Consider the following 18,545-nt stretch of genomic DNA (forward strand, 5'->3'; position numbering starts at 1 on the left):
AAAATTTTAAAAGCCGCTTTGCGCATAGCAAGTGGCTTTTTTGTCATTAGAGGTTGAGATGTCAAATACCGTTTTAGAACAAATTCAAACACTAAAAAGCCAATTAGAAGATTTTAACTACCAGTATTACGTGCTTGATAATCCAACGGTGCCAGACTCTGAGTACGACCGAGTGATGAAAGAGCTTAAAAAGCTTGAAGCTGAGCATCCAGAATTTTTAACCGCTGACTCACCATCCCAAAAAGTAGGTGGTCATGCGTTAAATAAATTCGATCAGGTGACACATGCTATTCCAATGCTGTCACTTGATAATGCATTTGATGAAGCCGACTTTACCGCCTTCAATCGACGTCTTAAAGAGCGTTTAGTTATTTCGGATGATATAGCGTTTTGCTGCGAACCGAAATTAGATGGACTTGCTGTATCCATCATTTACGAAAAGGGTGTTTTGGTTCAAGCCGCCACGCGAGGTGACGGGCAGGTTGGTGAAAATATTACAGAAAACGTGAAAACCATTCGCAACATCCCACTTAAGTTGCGAGGCCAACAAGTCCCTGCGGTTCTTGAAGTTCGCGGGGAAGTTTTTATGGATGTTGCGGGCTTTAATCGATTAAATGAAACCGCGTTTGCAAGAGGCGATAAAACGTTCGCTAACCCTCGAAATGCTGCTGCAGGAAGCCTCCGTCAATTGGACCCCAAAATAACGGCTAATAGACCACTTAGCTTCTACGCCTACTCGATGGGACAAGTGGAAGGCATGGAACTCGATACCGAACACTATGCCCAATTGATGCAATTAAAAGAGTTTGGTTTGCCCGTGTGCCCAGAAATCAAATTAGTGGAAAATGCAAAAGACGCTTTAGCATACTACCAAGATATTCTAACGCGACGTGCTCAATTGGCTTATGAAATTGATGGTGTCGTGATTAAAGTAAACGACAAACAATATCAATCAAGATTGGGGTTTGTTGCGCGAGCACCTCGTTGGGCCATCGCTTTTAAATTTCCAGCACAAGAAGAACTTACAACATTGTTGGACGTTGAATTTCAAGTAGGTAGAACAGGAGCAATTACACCAGTTGCACGTTTGGAACCTGTTTTTGTGGGCGGTGTAACCGTATCAAATGCCACTTTACACAATGGAGATGAAATCGCTCGCTTGGGTGTCATGATTGGCGATACGGTCACCATCCGTCGTGCAGGCGATGTTATTCCGCAGGTAACGCAAGTTGTACTTGAAAAACGCCCAAATGATGCGCGAGAAATTCAATTCCCTGCTGCGTGTCCTGTGTGTGGCTCTCACGTTGAACGAGTTGAGGGTGAGGCGGTCGCTCGGTGTACAGGTGGATTGGTTTGTTCGGCACAGCGTAAAGAAGCAATTAAACATTTTGCATCGCGGAAGGCTCTGAATGTCGACGGACTGGGTGACAAAATTGTTGAACAGCTGGTGGAGCGTGAACTTATACAAACGCCTGCTGACCTATTTAAGCTGCGTCAGGGACATTTTGAATCGTTAGAACGCATGGGCCCAAAATCAGCTCAGAATCTCGTTGACGCGCTCGAAAACGCGAAATCAACCACACTTGCTAAGTTCATTTATTCGCTCGGTATTCGCGAAGTTGGCGAAGCGACGGCACAGAATTTGGCTACTCACTTCAAAACGTTGGATGCATTGCAGCAGGCCTCCATTGATGATTTTCAAACGGTACCTGATGTTGGGACGGTGGTTGCGAATCATCTATTTGCCTTTTTTAGTGAGCCGCACAATCTGAGTGTGGTGAATGAACTACTTGAAGTTGGACTTCAGTGGCCTCAAATAGAAGAGAAATCGGCAGATTCGTTGCCACTTGCAGGGCTTACGTATGTGCTAACTGGTACGTTAACTCAATTGAATCGGAATGATGCCAAAGCGCGCTTACAGGCGTTAGGTGCAAAAGTCGCTGGAAGCGTATCTAAGAATAGCGATGGTGTGTTCGCAGGTGAAAAGGCGGGCTCTAAGCTTGCTAAAGCGCAAGAGTTAAATGTACCGGTAATGGATGAGGAAGCGCTCATTGCGCTGTTGCAAAAACACGAAGGTTAGAAAACAATGATTAAGCAGTACGGGCCAGAATATTGGGATAAATACGGGGTTTATAGAGCGCCAATTGCGTTTAACCTCAGTTTACTTGTGCTGCTTCGCCCTTTCCTAATTTGGGTGTTAGTTGCGGTTTCTCGCCAGCCTGAGCTCGATTTGATGTCTATTTTTTATCATAGCAAACATGACTTTTTTGTTGCCATGGGCATTGCGAGTGGCGCGTTGATTTCAGCGGCAGTGTATTCGTTCCGAAGACCGAGTAGTTCACCGAAAATTGCGACGTTATGGCGATTTATGCGCTACCCTATGTTATTCACCGCCTGTTTAGATTTAGGTTGGTTACTTTGGAAAGCACAGCTTTCCTACTATCAATTTTCTGGCTTTATCGCAGTACAGTTGGTTATGGTTGCGTGGGTGATTTTATATCTGTTGAAGAGCCAGTATTTGGCCTGTTTTTTTAATGATTGGCCAGAACATGAGCCACCGAAAAAGAGTTAATGAGGTTAATTCAAGGAGCTGTGATGCTGACGTGGAATTCGATTTTACTTTTTATTAAGCATGGTAATCCTGAGCCGCCAAGAAAAGTAGTTAAGACACAAGACGAATGGCAACGAGAACTCGAGCCGGATGTATTTTACATCACGCGGAAAAAGGGGACTGAACGTCCATTTAGTTCTCAAAGCTGCTCTATCTTCACACCCGGTCAGTATCAATGTGCGTGTTGTGGTGAACTCTTGTTTGACGCGTCTGAAAAATTTGACAGCCGCTCAGGATGGCCGTCGTTTACTCAACCAATCAAACCAGAAAGGGTGGCGTACATTGGTGATGACTCGCATGGCATGCAGCGTGTTGAAATTGTATGTAATGTTTGCGATGGCCATCTTGGGCACGTATTTCCTGATGGGCCTGAGCCCAGTGGACTGCGGTATTGTGTTAACGCACTCTCATTAGTCAAAGTGGAATGATGAAGCGCTGAACGCGCTTTTTCTGCTTAATTTAGCGAAAGTCCCATCTCTTTAAGTTTTTCCATGATGAGTTCAAAGCGCGACTCTTGTTCGGGTTCTAACTTTGCTTCTTTCAACGTTTTAACGCAGCGTCCAGCTAAGTTGGAGTTGAACGTTTGACCCTTTCGACTGCTGCTATCAAGCAAACATTGCAATAGGTTCAACGCGATGCTGGCATTCTTTGGCATGATACGGAATGCTTGAGAAAATGCTTCCAATGCGACTTCAATTTGGCCTCGATTAAATTGATTAACCGCGTGGTTATTGAGTTCACGAGGACCCATGGTAATGTCTTTACGCTCAGACTGTTGCTGATGTATGTAGTGAAGCATGACGTCATCGTCATCTTTATTATGCTTTTCGCAGTGATCAATAATTTGATTAAAAAGAGCTTGTGCTTTGTGATGAAACCCCAGTTCATGCAAGGCTTTTGCTTTATCAAGGGCTCCGTCGATAGAGCGAATAAACTTTTCATCTTCCAATTGTTCCATCAAGCGTTTTGCTTTTTGGTTTTCATCACGAAGATAATGTAACCGAGCATTTAACACATCAATTTGTGCTTGATTGTCAGCATGGGGGAACTGGTGCTTTAAATCTTGTAGATATTGTTGCGTTTGCCGAGTGATCCGAGTGATTTGCTCACTTTGATCTGTGCTCAGCGCGAAATCAATACCAGCCCGAACCACATTGAGATAAACCTCTGGACTGTCATGTATCGAGTTTTTGGCGTAGGTAGCAATATCTTTATGTGCAATGTAACTGCGCTCATAGTCATGGTTTATTTGAGCAACTCGGCTTAGAGACTTTTGCCTAGAGATATTGCGAGGTGCTATTTCAGATGCTTGACTCAAAAACTCTTGTGCTTGTTCAAATTGATTTAATCGGATTTCGAGTTGTCCAAGTAAGTCTAACGCGACCAGCCGAGTCTCACTTTTTTCGAGTAGCGTTTTAAGCATACGATGCGCAAGTACATGCTCATTATTGGCAATTAATGCTTCAATAAGACCTATTTTCGCCCATGTAAATTTTTGTAGTTCTAAGGCGGATTTGAAAAATTGCTTTGCTTCTTCGTACTGTTTTAAGCGAATAAGCGCATCCCCTTTTAAACGAAGCAAGAGGGGAGTGTGGGCTTGATCGTTTTTATCTAGTTCTGAATTGATGAATTTAAGCGCTTTGGAGTCGTTGCCATCGTCGATGAGTGTGAGCACTTTCTTAAGTGCACGTTTGCGCTTTAACACTCGTTCAATACGTGCTTTTAGTTCATTGATGGTGAAGGGTTTTACCAAAAAGTCATCTGGTTGTAATTCCAATACACTGTGAACAAGCGCGCCACTGGTTTCTGCAGAAACAAAGATAAAACCAGTGATATTGCGAACTAACCGTTTTGCTTTTAGTTCTTCGTAGAGCTGATAGCCGTCTTGTTTTTTACTTAGGTCGAAGGAGCAAATAATGAGATCAAAGGTTTCAACCTGACATATTTCTTTGGCGATTGGGGCACTTTCCGCAAAGCGAACATTTTGGTAATCCAATCGCTCCAAGGAATGCTTAATGTAATTAAGAGCAAGAGGCTGTTCCTCGACAATTAAAATTTTCGAACTAGTCAGGTTTACTAACGCCATCTTACATCTGAGTTTTAAGCACAATATCAACAGTCTAGACGCAATATTTGATTTTGGGAATAGAAAAGAGAAGTTGCGTTTAGTTCGATTAATCAATAGGCAATTCCGTGTCTCTTTTTCTGATAAAGGAGAGCTGTTGTGATTGTTATTACCTACAACGAGATGGAAGCAAACATTCGAACGTTAAACTAGAGAATAATTTTGATGATAAGAAATAGCGATGCTTGCCGAATGGCATATAGTGGACGGTGGGTTGTACTGAATTTGTACTAGTTCGCCTTTCCCTTATAAAAAGTGGCGATGCTTGCCGTATGGCATATAGTGGATGGTGGGTTGTACTGAATTTGTACTAGTTCGCCTTTCCCTTATAAAAAGTGGCGATGCTTGCCGAATAACATATAGTGGATGGTGGGTTGTACTGAATTTGTACTAGTTCGCCTTTCCCTTATAAAAAGTGGCGATGCTTGCCAAATGGCATATAGAGGATGGTAGGTTGTACTGAATTTGTACTAGTTTGCCATTCCCTTATTAGAAGTGGCGATGCTTGCCAAATGGCATATAGAGGATGGTGGGTTGTACTGAATTTGTACTAGTTCGCCTTTCCCTTATAAAAAGTGGCGATGCTTGCCGAATAACATATAGTGGATGGTGGGTTGTACTGAATTTGTACTAGTTCGCCTTTCCCTTATAAAAAGTGGCGATGCTTGCCGAATAACATATAGTGGATGGTGGGTTGTACTGAATTTGTACTAGTTCGCCTTTCCCTTATAAGAAGTGGCGATGCTTGCCAAATGGCATATAGAGGATGGTAGGTTGTACTGAATTTGTACTAGTTTGCCATTCCCTTATTAGAAGTGGCGATGCTTGCCGAATAGCATATAGTGGATGGTGGGTTGTACTGGACTTGAACCAGTGACCCTCGCCTTGTAAGGGCGATGCTCTCCCAACTGAGCTAACAACCCATCTAAAAGATGTTGAAGTTATAGTGATTCACACTGTTTTTAGATGGTGGGTTGTACTGGACTTGAACCAGTGACCCTCGCCTTGTAAGGGCGATGCTCTCCCAACTGAGCTAACAACCCATCTAAAAGATGTTGAAGTTATAGTGATTCACACTGTTTTTAGATGGTGGGTTGTACTGGACTTGAACCAGTGACCCTCGCCTTGTAAGGGCGATGCTCTCCCAACTGAGCTAACAACCCATCTAAAAGATGTTGAAGTTATAGTGATTCACACTGTTTTTAGATGGTGGGTTGTACTGGACTTGAACCAGTGACCCTCGCCTTGTAAGGGCGATGCTCTCCCAACTGAGCTAACAACCCATCTAAAAGGGGTGAAGTTATAGTGATTCGCACTGTTTTTAGATGGTGGGTTGTACTGGACTTGAACCAGTGACCCTCGCCTTGTAAGGGCGATGCTCTCCCAACTGAGCTAACAACCCATCTAAAAGGGGGAAGTTATAGTGTTTCGCACTGTTTTTAGATGGTGGGTTGTACTGGACTTGAACCAGTGACCCTCGCCTTGTAAGGGCGATGCTCTCCCAACTGAGCTAACAACCCATCTAAAATAAACTTCGCTGCAAAATGTGGTGGGTTGTACTGGACTTGAACCAGTGACCCTCGCCTTGTAAGGGCGATGCTCTCCCAACTGAGCTAACAACCCACATTTTGTGACAATTTGCATCGTCGTGTGGGGCGGTATTATAGGGAGAGTTCGAAGAGTGTCAATACTTACATTCGCAAAAATGAATCGTATGAGGGTTTTATGACCAGCTTGTACGAAATATAGAAATATTGGCTGGTTTTAAACCACGATAAGCAACGGGGAGTGTACGTGTTTTTCCGCTTGTAAATTGCAAATAATCAGGACAGAGTATGATTGCGTCTCGACAAAGCGTAATCCATCTTCGCTCTAGCTTGATAAACGTTTACATTGGGCTTCTTTTTACTTGTATATTTATAAAGGAGAGGGTTTCCGTAGTACTCGGCAAATTTATTTCGAAGATCTTTGGACGTTATGCACCTGACTATCGATGTGCTCCTCGGCGCCTTGTTACACTTCTATATAAGCATCGCGATGAACTGGGAAGTTAAGTCGGGAGCTTATAAAAATATGAATCGACATAGGTTACTTAAACTTCGATAGTATTGTACCTCTTGTATTACTCGCACTATAGATAAACGCAATGTGGAAGCGACTACCTAATGTAGTCGTTATTATACTAAGCAGAGTAACAACTCCTTTCTATGATAGCGCGATACCATAAATAACGGTTTAAGACTGAAGAATGAGTCGCCACTACTTCAATATACTTACTGTGGTGTTCTCCTTAGTCAGGAAAACCAACTCAAATTTGGTTTTTCTATAAATGTATAGAATTAGCGGAAGTCGATTAACTTTCTATGTGTGTTAAAACACGGCTTCTTTTAGTTTGATTTCTAATTGGCAAATTGATTGATGATTTTGGAGATATGTAACGAAGAAGCACTGCGGTACTTACTGCTTCAATAACAATAGATCTAATCGGCCGTAATATTTGCTGTAAAGACTTACGTTTTTGTTGTTTTCTTTTTGTACTATCTATTTGAATTGTTGATATTAGTTAGTAGAATAGGGGGGATTTAGGATGAAATTAATCCACTTTGTTTAAAGAAGAATCAGTTGACAAAAAGTTTGCTAAAAACTGTTGACTTTGCGTGTGGTGGTGCATAGAATGCGCCCCGCACTCAGCGATAAGTGATGTAAAAATCAAATCGAGCAAGGGGCTATAGCTCAGCTGGGAGAGCGCTTGCATGGCATGCAAGAGGTCGGCGGTTCGATCCCGCCTAGCTCCACCAAGTCTAGTGTACTCGTATGGTAAGAGTGTAAATAACCAGTCCTAGTGACAGCTTTTGTTGTCCCCTTCGTCTAGAGGCCTAGGACACCGCCCTTTCACGGCGGTAACAGGGGTTCGAATCCCCTAGGGGACGCCACTTCCTAGAAGTGTTATATACGGTAAGGCTCGAGTCCTTAAGCGTAGTTTTAAAAAGCGAAAAGCTCGTATGGTCAGAGTTTAAATAACCAGTCCTAGTGACAGCTTTTTGTTGTCCCCTTCGTCTAGAGGCCTAGGACACCGCCCTTTCACGGCGGTAACAGGGGTTCGAATCCCCTAGGGGACGCCACTTCCTAGAAGTGCCAAGCCAATTAACTCGTATGGTCAGAGTCTAAATAACCAGTCCTAGTGACAGCTTATGTTGTCCCCTTCGTCTAGAGGCCTAGGACACCGCCCTTTCACGGCGGTAACAGGGGTTCGAATCCCCTAGGGGACGCCACTTCCTAGAAGTGCCAAGCCAATTAACTCGTATGGTCAGAGTCTAAATAACCAGTCCTAGTGACAGCTTATGTTGTCCCCTTCGTCTAGAGGCCTAGGACACCGCCCTTTCACGGCGGTAACAGGGGTTCGAATCCCCTAGGGGACGCCACTTCCTAGAAGTGCAAAGCCAAGTAACTCGTATGGTCAGAGTCTAAATAACCAGTCCTAGTGACAGCTTTTTGTTGTCCCCTTCGTCTAGAGGCCTAGGACACCGCCCTTTCACGGCGGTAACAGGGGTTCGAATCCCCTAGGGGACGCCACTTCCTAGAAGTGCAAAGCCAACTAACTCGTATGGTCAGAGTCTAAATAACCAGTCCTAGTGACAAAACGCTTTTGTTTTTTGAAAGCAGAAGTCCGAACTCGCAGAGCTCGTTCTCACGCTAACAAAAAAATCAGTGAATAATCATTCACTAAGCAGATTTTTTGTCCCCTTCGTCTAGAGGCCTAGGACACCGCCCTTTCACGGCGGTAACAGGGGTTCGAATCCCCTAGGGGACGCCAATATCTATAAATCACTTCAAATTATCTAATTATTTCTCGTTAAATTCCCTATAATTAAATTTCTATCTATCAATCCCTTAGAAATTCCATAAATTTTGGTTTTATTCAAAATAGATCCTTAATTTAGACTTCAAAATAAGCACAGCCGCATAGTTCAGACTATTTGCAAATTAACAATAGAATCAATGGGTACAGCAGTGTCGGCGATGAACTCGATGCAAAAAATGGATATTCAGTTGCAAGAATAAGGCGAATTGGTTGTTCAATTTATCGCGAAATACATCAAGTAGTTGTTCATGAGGTCATTAGCAAGTTTACCTTTTATATTGGTACCGGTTGATGTCGTTTGCACAAGATAAGATAAAGTACATTGTGCCTCTTAAACAAATAGCAACCAAGCCACTGTGCTAGCACACAAGCAATAATAAAGCATTGGCAATAACGTGTAGCGGATGATTTCGCCTTCTCGGCCATGTAACCCCACCACACTCGCCGCAGCGACAACATTGACCACGGCAATCATATTACCCGCGTTAGCGCCTAACATTTGCAGTGCTAAGACTAAGCTAGGATCGAGAAGGGCATCAGTGGCTAGCGAATGTTGAAAGCTAGCAAACATCAAATTCGAAAATGTCGCTGAGCCTGCAATAAACGCCCCTAAAGCGCCCACAAGCGGTGCAATGATAATCCAAACATCGCTTAAATGAGCGCCAACCCAATTTGCCAAGGCAATGGGTATTGCAGGTAGGCCTGCGCCATTATAATCGGATTGCAAAAACAAACGTACCATTGGCACAGCTGCACATAACGACACGAGTGAAGGAAGTAACATGGTTGCACTGTTTTTGAGTGCCGTAGAAAATTGGCTTGACGTGCCTTTTTGTAACCAGACAGCAATCGCTGCGGCGATAATAAACAAACTACCAGGCAAATATAAAGGCATAACACGCACAGAAATCGTGGTGCCCAACATCGATTGCCAACTAAACTCGATACTCTGCAACCAGGCTTTAAATGGCAATTCGGGCAGTCGAGTAAGCACTAATAATAACGCTACCACCAAATACGGCGCCCAAGCACTTAGCAAACTCAATGACGCGGCTTGGTCTTGAACCTGCTGAAAATCGTTTGAATCTAAATGACAACGGGTTGAGGGGGGAAGTAATACGCCTTTTTTGGCAAGCGGGCAGATAATACTCAAACCAATTAACCCGCCTAAAATCGACGGAAACTCTGGGCCAAACAACCAGGCTACGCAATAAGCTGGTAATGTAAATGCAAAGGCGCCAGCCAAAGCAAAAGGTGCAATAGCAAGGCCATCACGCCATTGACCAGACTCACTAAAAAAGCGGCAATAAATTAAAACCATCATCAACGGTAGCAATGCTGCAACGAAAATATCGATGCTAATTGCAGTAAGCGCAATCTGTGCCACTTGCGCGCTCGTTATCCCTACAATACCTTGGCCAATCCCGACAATCGCGGGCGTACCCACCGCGCCAAAGGATACGGCACTAGAGTCTGCAATTAGCGCCAGTACAACAGCGCCAAGAGGCGGGAAGCCAAGCGCAACCATAAGTGGTGCTGCAATGGCCGCTGGCGTACCAAAACCCGCAGCGCCCTCTAAAAAACTGCCAAATAACCAAGCGACAATGATCAGCTGCACCCGTTTATCAGGACTTATTTGCCCAAATCCGTGTTTGATCGTGGTGGTTGCCCCAGTTTGCTGCAAGACTTTTAAAAGTAACACCGCGCCAAATACAATCCATAAAATGGTCAGGGCCAAAATCACCCCTTCCAAAGTCGCGGCGAGCATGTGAAGCGCGGGCACTTGCCATACAAAAAAAGCACCAAGCGCGGTTGCTGCCAAACTAAGCGGCATTGCATGCTTTGCTGGCAGTCGACACAGAACCAACAAAATAAACACACTCAAGACAGGGGTTAACGTAGTGATAAGTTGGATCAGAGACATTGTGCCTAACAGCCTATGCTATAGATAGTTAATCTTATCATGTTAAGAACGTAATGAAATGGCTGGGTTAACATTGTATGAGCTGCTCTGTTCACCCGACTATTTCCCCAAACAATTTATAGCTATAAATTGTCTGGGTGTAGTATCAGTGCAAACGAACTTAAAACACTAACGAATTGATCCATGTTTTGAGTTGTTTAGTGTCTTCGATATCACCACTAAAATTGTAGGTTGGAACATAACTCTCGTTGTGCTGGCGTGGTCGACCTCGATAGACTTTTTGAGCTAAAGAATACATACCAAGACGGCTTGGTAACTCAACGACTCTCACATCCATATACACGGTGTCGGCGCCTGTTTCTTGGCCAACGTGCTTCACATTTGGTAGTTTGAGTAGTAAATCTGCAAAATCCAAACAGGCGCTGCTACAGCGGCTGTCAGTTAAAAATACAATATGTGCTTGAGTCTTAGTGTTGACTAAAGAAGGGGATATTGTCTGATTTTGAGGTGTACTGCTTCCTTGTTTTACAAATCGCTGGTTTTTTTGCAACGCGTCAGACATATCTTCTGCGAGCGTCGAGAAATCCGCGTACATTGCACTATCTTTACCAAACTCTATTTCTAGTTGAGGTAATATTTGTTTTAAATACTCGGTATTGGCTGAGCTAACTCGCCAAAGTGCGTAGCTATTATCTGGATTTTGTTGAAGATGCGATTCTATAAATGACTCACCATACAGCGCTTTTGCAATTTCTACTCCCCACTCTGAGTTGCCTCCACCATTACCTCTAACGTCTATAATGATGCGCTCAGCTGCGCTGCTTACTTCGGCAAGTTCTTGGATTGTTGTTCTAAGTGTGGATAGTTGTTTATCATTGGGAGAGAAAGAAGGAAAAGATGCCCAATACTGCTTGGGGGCTACCATTTCGAATGCAAACTGTTTGGGCGGTGTTTGGTTTTGGGTTAGCTGATTATATCGATTTTGTGAAATTGGTTGCCAAGATAACGGGATTGTTTCTACTTTGCCCTGATGCTCAAATTGACATGCACTAAATTGAGTTTGTTTTCCGATACCATCATTCAAAAGTAGTTTTGACGCAAATCTCACTTTGGGAAAACGCAAATTTGGCGCGTTAAACCGATAAGGGAGCAGATCATTGTCCATGATTGTTTGTACTGGTACACCATCACAGGAAATGAGTTTTGCTAATGCGCTAGGCATGTGCTCAGAGTGCTTTTCATCGACAAAAGAGACACGATAATCATCGCCAAAAAGTTCAATATTTAGTCCTGTCCAAGTTAAATACCTAGGTTGATATTGGGCACCAAATCCAAAGTGGCCATCTGCAAAACCCGCAATGTAACGTTGCGTGATAGTAAGGGCATCATCCAGTGATTGAGCCGACTTTGCTGCTTCTATTGCTTGTACATAGCCTATTTCTAACCACTGTTTAAAATAACTATTTTCATCATCAATGAACCCTGGGTGGTTGTCTCTGGCGGTTGAGTAAATATGTTTAATGTCAGTTTCGACAAGCACAGGCCAAGCACTTTGAGCAAAAGCAGATACGGGGCTCATGGCACATAGCATTAAGGCTGAATTTAAAAATTTCACGTCGTAGTATCCTGATTTTATTTTTATTTTTTATTGTACGATTGCTGTACCTTTTTTATAAAGTGTTTTTTAGGGACGAAAGGCAAGCTGCTTTACTATTGTTTAGGTACAACTCGATACTAGAAATGCACTAGGATATCTGATATTTGTAATTAAACGAGGTACTGTTGATTATATTAATTGGCCGACTTTCAGTTTGTTCTATGTATTAGGAGTAAAAAGGGACATTGGCCAACATTTAAAAACATTAGAAACACACAATAAAGCCTTGTTTAGTGTAAAAGATACATGGATTCTGACCTCTCCACTATCCGCTATTGCAATAACCCTAGCACTGTCTATTGAGCACGGTGCTGCTGCGTTATTGACAGGAATGAGTGCGTTTTTTATTTTGTATTTTTATGTTGCCCATGCAATTATAAAGTTAATGCACGAATTACGTTACTCGAAACGAAATACCTGCATGAAAATAAGCATACATAGCGTAAAGCACATGATTAATAAGGAAACTACATGAGTTTAAAAAATGGACTGTTGGCTTTGCTATTAATGTCTAATTTCGCATTCGCGCATGAGTTAACAGCCAAAGTAGATGAATATTTTGCCGCGCAAATGGCAGTAGAACACAAAGATTCGAAACGCAGTGATGTGACCCATCTATTGTCACTTTTAACTGAAAACGCGACGTTTGAGCATCCACGTTTTAATGCAGTGCAAAGTAAAAGCGAGTATGAAAAAGGATTGCAGTTTTACCTCGGTAAATACGGCAAGTGTGATATTCACGTTGAATCTGTTATCGAAGGGTTGAATGCAGTCGTTGCCGAATATATGCACGCTTGTAATGTGTAGGGTCAGGTCTTGAACAGTGTAATATTGCACTTGGTGAGACTAGGCCCTAAAGATTTTCATTAAGTCTTTAATTACTTAATTTTAAAACTTAAATTTAAATATGCAGACTAACGCATCCAAAGCAATGCCCACTTGGTGCCGTTTGGCTCTTGGCCACCAATACAACGAGCGGAACCGAGAGAACCGGACGCATAGGTACCACGTGCTACCCAGCAATAATCGCCGTTAATATCATTCTGCCAGCCGACTAAAGTGTCTGTATTTGGATAGTTAACATATTGTGGCTGAGTACAGCCTTGATATTGTGAGTTTGGATCACCATACACTTTTTGGCAGGTGGGTTTGTCTGAACGGCTTGGCATTGCTGCGATTTTCTCTTGATATGCCCAAGCAGTTCTAACTTTTTGTAAATCATAAGTCGAGAAGCCAATTCCATATACCGATCTGCCGTCATCACAGTTGTCCGTTGAACAGGATACACTTTCCTTAACATCGAAGAAGTGTTCCAAACTGCCTTTGTACATTGATAAAGTCATAGGGTTTGTGGCTGTTAATTCCAATGTAGAAGAATAGTCATTAAGTGTTTTAGCCGTTCCACCAGCGACATTCTTAGGAAATGTACCAACGAGAGTCCAACCACCGCCATCTCTGGTCATGTCACAGTAAGCTGAATAAGGCTGTTGTTCATCGCCCATCAACTGATAAATGCCATCGCCAATACTTTCGCCTGCAACTAAAATCTCTCGACAGGTATAAAATTCAGCATTACCTTCTGGCGTAAGTTTCCAATCTCCTTTGGCTCCAGTATTGGAAAACCAAGTGCCGATATAAGATGTGCCATTAAACAAGCCAGAAAAATACCTCAGGTCGCCAGTGGTGGCATTGTTAACTTGGAACTGGATCAGTTGTTCATCCCTACTAATGCTGCCAGCCAACACACTTGCGCTTTCAATCGCTGTAAATAAAACTTGATTGCCACTGAAATCATAATTTAATTGAGCAGGGTCGATAATTTGTCCGTCCAAAATGTTATCGAGTTGGATTTGTTGGGTACCTGCTAGATTCGTTGTGGCTGCGTAAGTCGTGCTAGAAATCAGCAATGTGATTATAGCGACGTGTATTCTTTTCATTATTTCACCTAAACATGCAACTAAACTGATTGAAATATACATGGATTTTATACATGAATATAGGCATATCGTATTGTTGACTGAGCTTAAATAGGTGAAGGCTTGGGGTTAGATCTTGCGAAGTGTATTATGATAAAGTTGGCTACTATCTGTTTTGGCACACATTAAATATTCAGATCTATTTGTGCGTTACATCCCAATATCGCCTGCCTCGTCAAGATGCATTCTAAGAGATTGATTAAAAAGGTTTACTGCCAGATTTCAAAAAAGAAGGTTGATTCGCCTGAGTTCATCAACCTTGATACCAAAATGGGATATGAACTTAACTTATCGCGTTGTTATCTAATGAAGACGCGGCTCGTTATTCATATTCAGATGCATAGGTTTCTTCGTAACTATGAGAGTAAAGTTCGAACAAATTACCAAACGGGTCTTCTAAATACACCATTTTAGCTGGTTTGCTTTCGTCTTCAGGGTGATAGCGCATGACATCCATTCTGACTTTTCCGCCGAATTCTGCTGTTTTACGCATAACAGTCTCGAAATCATCCGATTGTAAACAAAAATGGAAGATGCCCAAGCGTGCAAAATTTAGATCATGATGTTCATCTCTGTTTTTCATCTCAAACAGTTCCACGCCAATACCATCTGTCGTGACTAGGTGAGCAATGTTGAAGCCTTCAAACCCTTCACCAAATACAGCAATACACATGCGGCCAATTGCCGTTTCTCGCTCTTCTACAACTTTGGTGTTGTTCATTACAATTCGAAGCCCGAGAACGTGAGTGTAAAATTCGACTGCTTTTACCATATCTCCGACCATAATCCCGACGTGATTCATTTTCATATTTCGCTCCTAACGTGCTGATTGAATCTAACCTATACAGGTGCAGAGAGGAGTGTAGGAAAATGCTGTCATTATTTGAAATTATGATTAATAATTAAATTAATAATTTATGATTATGGTTAAGCATGCTAAACCCAATATGGCTTCAGACTTTTGTAACACTTGTCGAGACAGGGCATTTTACGCAAACTGCTGAGAAATTGTTTATGACCCAGCCAGGCGTTAGCCAACACGTCAGCAAATTAGAACAAGCGTGTGGCCATAGTTTAATTAAGCGAGATAAGAAGTCGTTTTCAGTAACAGAGCAAGGCCAGTTGGTGTATGAATATGCGGTCAACTTGGTACTTAACGAAGCACGTATGCGAGAGGCGCTTTCTTATGATGACCCATTTAGCGGCGAAATCTCGATTGCGTGTTCTGGTTCTCTTGCGCTATTGCTTTATCCAAAACTGCTATCACTCCAATCAAAACACGCTAAATTAGTCATGCGCCTAAAGGCTGCGCCAAATGGCCAGATTTTGGAAGAAGTAAAACAGGGTCAAGTTACTTTAGGTATCGTCACAGATATTACGCACAAACACTGGTTTGATGTAGAACGAATCGGTGAAGAAGAGCTCTGTTTGATTGTTCCCCATAAGGCGGATCTGTCCCTAAATACGCATGAATTAATTATGCAATTAGGGCTTATTTCACATCCAGATGCTGAACATTACGTGTCTTTGTATTTTGCACAAAGTGGGGTGCCCTCGCTTGAACGACTCCATGTTGAGTCCATACCTGAGGTGGGGTTCGTTAATCAAATCGGTCAAATTTTGGAACCTATTACGCAGGGGATTGGTTTTACGGTTTTACCAAAAAGTGCTTTGAAAAGTTTTAATCGTAAGGATCTACTTAAAATTATCGCTTCGACTCAATCTGTAAAAGAAACCCTATTCAGTGTAACAAAGAAAAATCGAGTTCTACCTGCTCGATACCAATTGGTAAAGGAGGTTATTGATAGTGCATTTCCATTCGGGCAGGACAATTAAAACTACGTCAATCTAGTGAAGGCGACCTTTTGAATTAGCGCCTTATTAGAAACATGTACTCGCAGGGTTCTTAAAAATGCAGTTAGCAATAATTACATCAATTGAGTCGTCTAAACTAAGCCGCTACAGCGTCATTTTCGAATGGATAGAGTAAGTTGTATCAGATAACACATAGGCAGGCGTAACTCAAAAAACGTATGTCTATTGCATAGCCTCAATCTGTTTTACTAATCAGTTTTTTCTTTAAACTCACACAAATCTTCAATTAAACAGCTACCGCACTTTGGCTTACGCGCAGTGCAGACATAGCGACCATGGAGAATAAGCCAGTGATGCACGTCTACCTTAAACTCTTTTGGTACGACTTTATCGAGTTTTTCTTCAACCGCTACGACGTCTTTGCCCATAGCAAATTTGGTGCGGTTTGATACGCGGAAAATGCGAGTATCGACAGCAATGGTCGGCCAGCCAAAAGATAATGAAAATAGATTATGTTTAGAGCTTAAAGTGAAGGTTTTCGATAAACACTACCTCACTGTCATCAGCTTCTAACTGAGTACAGAGCCAAGCTATATTGTTCAAATCACTTAAATTGATACCTGTTAGGTGATGGCAAGTAGCATCTAAATTTGTTGAATAAATAGACTCTAATTTAGAGTTAAAAACTTCTAGCTTGCTATTAACATCGTTTTGAGTGTGTGCTATCAAGAAGTTGTCTTGATAAAAAGCATATCTTAATTTGTACTCAAAAGGCTGACGTTTGTCTCCCCAAAACAACTCATTGGTATTAATTCCTAGCCAATTTCCATCAGGATCTTTAGCGATAAAATCTGAATTTTTAAATCCAATCACGTTTACCTGCTCAGTGATAAAATCAAATTCAATATACTCAGTGTTGGTTAGCCTCACGATTAAGCTATTAGCAAGTGACCAACTCATGACTCGCTCAACGTCAGATTTGATGTCGAGCGAGTTTGTTTGCCTTGTTTTAGTGTTGTGTATATAAATTTTGTTATGTACCACGAAAGCCAATTTTTCGCCAAGCGGAGACCATATTAATGGAGGAATAAAGGCAGCGTTTTGGTGATTTTCAAAGGCAAGGTATGTTTGATGGTTATTACGAATAAAAACTTGTGGCTTGCCATATCGAGTCGACAAGAAAGCGATATTTTGTTTGTTATTGTAGCTAGCTTGGTAATCACTAAACTTTGTATCTACACTCTTTTTACTAATAGGCTTGGTAGTAACTAGCGTAGCATGTGCAGGTTTTGTTATACCATCGTATTGCCAGTAAACAATATCCATATCTTTTCTTGTTAGCGTGGCAATGAGGGTATTTTGATAGCTAGAGAAATCTTTTAATACTTCATTTCCCGGAGCTGAAATTAGCTCTAATTTATTTCCTTGCAGTGCAAGCAGTTCACCTGTTAGTTGATTACTGAGCAATAACGATTCTGTTTGTTGGTGCCAGTGTATATCGACAATATCTGGTGTGTGAATGTCAATATATTCGACTTTATGCTCAAGATTTATTAAGCCAAACTTATATTTTGAGCCATTAAAGTAGTGAAAATAAAGGCCATGTGGCGAAGAGGTTATTGAGATATTTACTATCGAAGAGCCAAGCTCAAGGAGTTTTTGCTGACTGTTAGAGACTAAATCATGGCGTACTAGTATGTGCTCGTTTTCATTTTTTAATTGCCCAATAAACCATAAAAAGCCGTTGTCACCCATAGTGAGTTCGTAAATTTTATTCCACTTTGAAAATTCGGCAATTGTCTTTCGAGGTTGCTGCACATCTATTGGCAACTGAATTAATGAAAATAAGCTCTTAGCGTTTTGTGTAAGTACGAGTAGAGAATCAGTCCGCCATGTGTAATCAACCACTGAGTGATCAAACTCAAATTGGCGGACACTTGATGGGCTAGTCACTGCACTCAAAAACAACGAGTTTGGTGCTGATTTACTTTGATAGCTCACATAGTCGCCATTGTGTGAAAGCTTCGAGTTAAACTCTGCTTGTTGCCCAAAAGTGATTGGTTTGATGTTAACGGAAGATTCGTTATCAAAGAGATAGTCACCATTAAACAAAAATGTAATTAGTAGCACTATCAAAATTGTCCCAAAGATTATCAAGTTCGTTGTCGAATTTTTACGACTGTTATCTTGCAAATTAGGCAAGACTTCTTTTTGTGGTGCATCGGGCACTTCTAAACGATAACCAAGCTTAGGATGAGTAAATAAAAAAGTCGGGTTTTGGCTGGTTTCATTTAGGGCTTTACGAATAATTGCGATAACCCGTTGTAAGGAACTAGGTGAGAAAACTCTATCTGGCCAAACAAGGCTGAATAAAGCTTGTTGGCTCATCACTTCACCTTGATTAGCTTTTAGTTCACACAATACCGCCATTGCTTTGGGTTCAATAGTGACTGATTTATCGCCATTAGAAATACTGCCTTTTAATGGTTCAACGAAAAATGGTCCAAGTTGAAAAGCATGCATACTGCTTGTAATCCCTTATTTATAAAGGCCTAAGACTTTCCTAAGAGAAAAA

At 41.9% G+C, this 18,545-nt stretch carries 11 protein-coding genes, 14 tRNA genes and 1 pseudogene; 12 read left to right on the plus strand and 14 right to left on the minus strand.

Annotated elements, in window-relative coordinates; genetic code table 11:
* Positions 1-58: 58 nt before the first annotated feature.
* The 3 genes from ligA to msrB are packed head-to-tail and all read left to right on the plus strand — an operon-like array spanning position 59 to position 3,039.
* Positions 59-2,080: an NAD-dependent DNA ligase LigA gene (ligA, locus tag NI389_RS14935; protein ID WP_308360623.1), complete on the plus strand. Its 2,022-nt coding sequence runs from the start codon at positions 59-61 to the stop codon at positions 2,078-2,080.
* A 9-nt stretch (positions 2,081-2,089) separates the two neighbouring features.
* Positions 2,090-2,572: a DUF2919 domain-containing protein gene (locus NI389_RS14940; protein WP_308362574.1), complete on the plus strand. Its 483-nt coding sequence runs from the start codon at positions 2,090-2,092 to the stop codon at positions 2,570-2,572.
* A gap of 23 nt (positions 2,573-2,595) precedes the next feature.
* Entirely contained in the window at positions 2,596-3,039 is a 444-nt protein-coding gene (gene msrB, locus NI389_RS14945) for a peptide-methionine (R)-S-oxide reductase MsrB (protein ID WP_308360624.1), read from the plus strand.
* A gap of 26 nt (positions 3,040-3,065) precedes the next feature.
* Here the strand turns inward: msrB and NI389_RS14950 are convergent, their stop codons facing one another.
* The 8 genes from NI389_RS14950 to NI389_RS14985 form a co-directional block, all read right to left on the minus strand.
* Complete coding sequence (locus NI389_RS14950; RefSeq protein WP_308360625.1) at positions 3,066-4,697, minus strand: response regulator; 1,632 nt, start codon at positions 4,695-4,697, stop codon at positions 3,066-3,068.
* Between the two features lie 886 nt (positions 4,698-5,583).
* A tRNA-Val gene (locus NI389_RS14955) sits at positions 5,584-5,659 on the minus strand.
* Positions 5,660-5,703: 44 nt separating this feature from the next.
* Positions 5,704-5,779, minus strand: a tRNA-Val gene (locus NI389_RS14960).
* 44 nt (positions 5,780-5,823) lie between these two features.
* A tRNA-Val gene (locus NI389_RS14965) sits at positions 5,824-5,899 on the minus strand.
* Between the two features lie 44 nt (positions 5,900-5,943).
* Positions 5,944-6,019: transfer RNA gene (locus tag NI389_RS14970), tRNA-Val, on the minus strand.
* Positions 6,020-6,062: 43 nt separating this feature from the next.
* Positions 6,063-6,138, minus strand: a tRNA-Val gene (locus NI389_RS14975).
* A gap of 42 nt (positions 6,139-6,180) precedes the next feature.
* Positions 6,181-6,256, minus strand: a tRNA-Val gene (locus NI389_RS14980).
* Between the two features lie 27 nt (positions 6,257-6,283).
* Positions 6,284-6,359 (minus strand) — tRNA-Val (locus NI389_RS14985).
* 1,099 nt (positions 6,360-7,458) lie between these two features.
* Between NI389_RS14985 and NI389_RS14990 the strand changes: the two genes are divergently transcribed.
* The 7 genes from NI389_RS14990 (at position 7,459) to NI389_RS15020 (ending at position 8,550) form a co-directional block, all read left to right on the plus strand.
* Positions 7,459-7,534 (plus strand) — tRNA-Ala (locus tag NI389_RS14990).
* Positions 7,535-7,593: 59 nt separating this feature from the next.
* Positions 7,594-7,669, plus strand: a tRNA-Glu gene (locus NI389_RS14995).
* Between the two features lie 113 nt (positions 7,670-7,782).
* Positions 7,783-7,858, plus strand: a tRNA-Glu gene (locus tag NI389_RS15000).
* A 74-nt stretch (positions 7,859-7,932) separates the two neighbouring features.
* Positions 7,933-8,008 (plus strand) — tRNA-Glu (locus NI389_RS15005).
* A 74-nt stretch (positions 8,009-8,082) separates the two neighbouring features.
* Positions 8,083-8,158 (plus strand) — tRNA-Glu (locus NI389_RS15010).
* A gap of 75 nt (positions 8,159-8,233) precedes the next feature.
* Positions 8,234-8,309 (plus strand) — tRNA-Glu (locus NI389_RS15015).
* A 165-nt stretch (positions 8,310-8,474) separates the two neighbouring features.
* Positions 8,475-8,550: transfer RNA gene (locus tag NI389_RS15020), tRNA-Glu, on the plus strand.
* 379 nt (positions 8,551-8,929) lie between these two features.
* Here the strand turns inward: NI389_RS15020 and NI389_RS15025 are convergent.
* Together NI389_RS15025 and NI389_RS15030 are read right to left on the minus strand one after the other, a co-directional pair.
* Entirely contained in the window at positions 8,930-10,522 is a 1,593-nt protein-coding gene (locus NI389_RS15025) for an L-lactate permease (protein WP_308360626.1), read from the minus strand.
* A 160-nt stretch (positions 10,523-10,682) separates the two neighbouring features.
* Entirely contained in the window at positions 10,683-12,101 is a 1,419-nt protein-coding gene (locus NI389_RS15030) for a S41 family peptidase (RefSeq protein ID WP_308360627.1), read from the minus strand.
* A 549-nt stretch (positions 12,102-12,650) separates the two neighbouring features.
* Between NI389_RS15030 and NI389_RS15035 the strand changes: the two genes are divergently transcribed.
* Positions 12,651-12,986: a nuclear transport factor 2 family protein gene (locus NI389_RS15035; RefSeq protein ID WP_308360628.1), complete on the plus strand. Its 336-nt coding sequence runs from the start codon at positions 12,651-12,653 to the stop codon at positions 12,984-12,986.
* Between the two features lie 107 nt (positions 12,987-13,093).
* Here NI389_RS15035 and NI389_RS15040 read toward each other — a convergent pair whose 3' ends face one another.
* A complete protein-coding gene (locus tag NI389_RS15040; protein ID WP_308360629.1) occupies positions 13,094-14,116 on the minus strand; it encodes a fibrinogen-like YCDxxxxGGGW domain-containing protein in 1,023 nt (340 codons plus the stop codon).
* Positions 14,117-14,477: 361 nt separating this feature from the next.
* Positions 14,478-14,963: a VOC family protein gene (locus NI389_RS15045; protein WP_308360630.1), complete on the minus strand. Its 486-nt coding sequence runs from the start codon at positions 14,961-14,963 to the stop codon at positions 14,478-14,480.
* A 125-nt stretch (positions 14,964-15,088) separates the two neighbouring features.
* Between NI389_RS15045 and NI389_RS15050 the strand changes: the two genes are divergently transcribed.
* Entirely contained in the window at positions 15,089-15,991 is a 903-nt protein-coding gene (locus NI389_RS15050; RefSeq protein WP_308360631.1) for a LysR family transcriptional regulator, read from the plus strand.
* 227 nt (positions 15,992-16,218) lie between these two features.
* Here NI389_RS15050 and NI389_RS15055 read toward each other — a convergent pair.
* Positions 16,219-16,467 (minus strand): annotated as a pseudogene (locus NI389_RS15055) (endonuclease III); the annotation flags it as partial.
* Positions 16,468-16,486: 19 nt separating this feature from the next.
* Positions 16,487-18,493 (minus strand): winged helix-turn-helix domain-containing protein, encoded by a 2,007-nt coding sequence (locus tag NI389_RS15060; RefSeq protein WP_308360632.1) that lies wholly within the window; start codon positions 18,491-18,493, stop codon positions 16,487-16,489.
* Between the last annotated feature and the right edge of the window lie 52 nt (positions 18,494-18,545).

The sequence above is a fragment of the Pseudoalteromonas xiamenensis genome, assembly GCF_030994125.1.
Lineage (GTDB): Bacteria > Pseudomonadota > Gammaproteobacteria > Enterobacterales > Alteromonadaceae > Pseudoalteromonas > Pseudoalteromonas xiamenensis_B.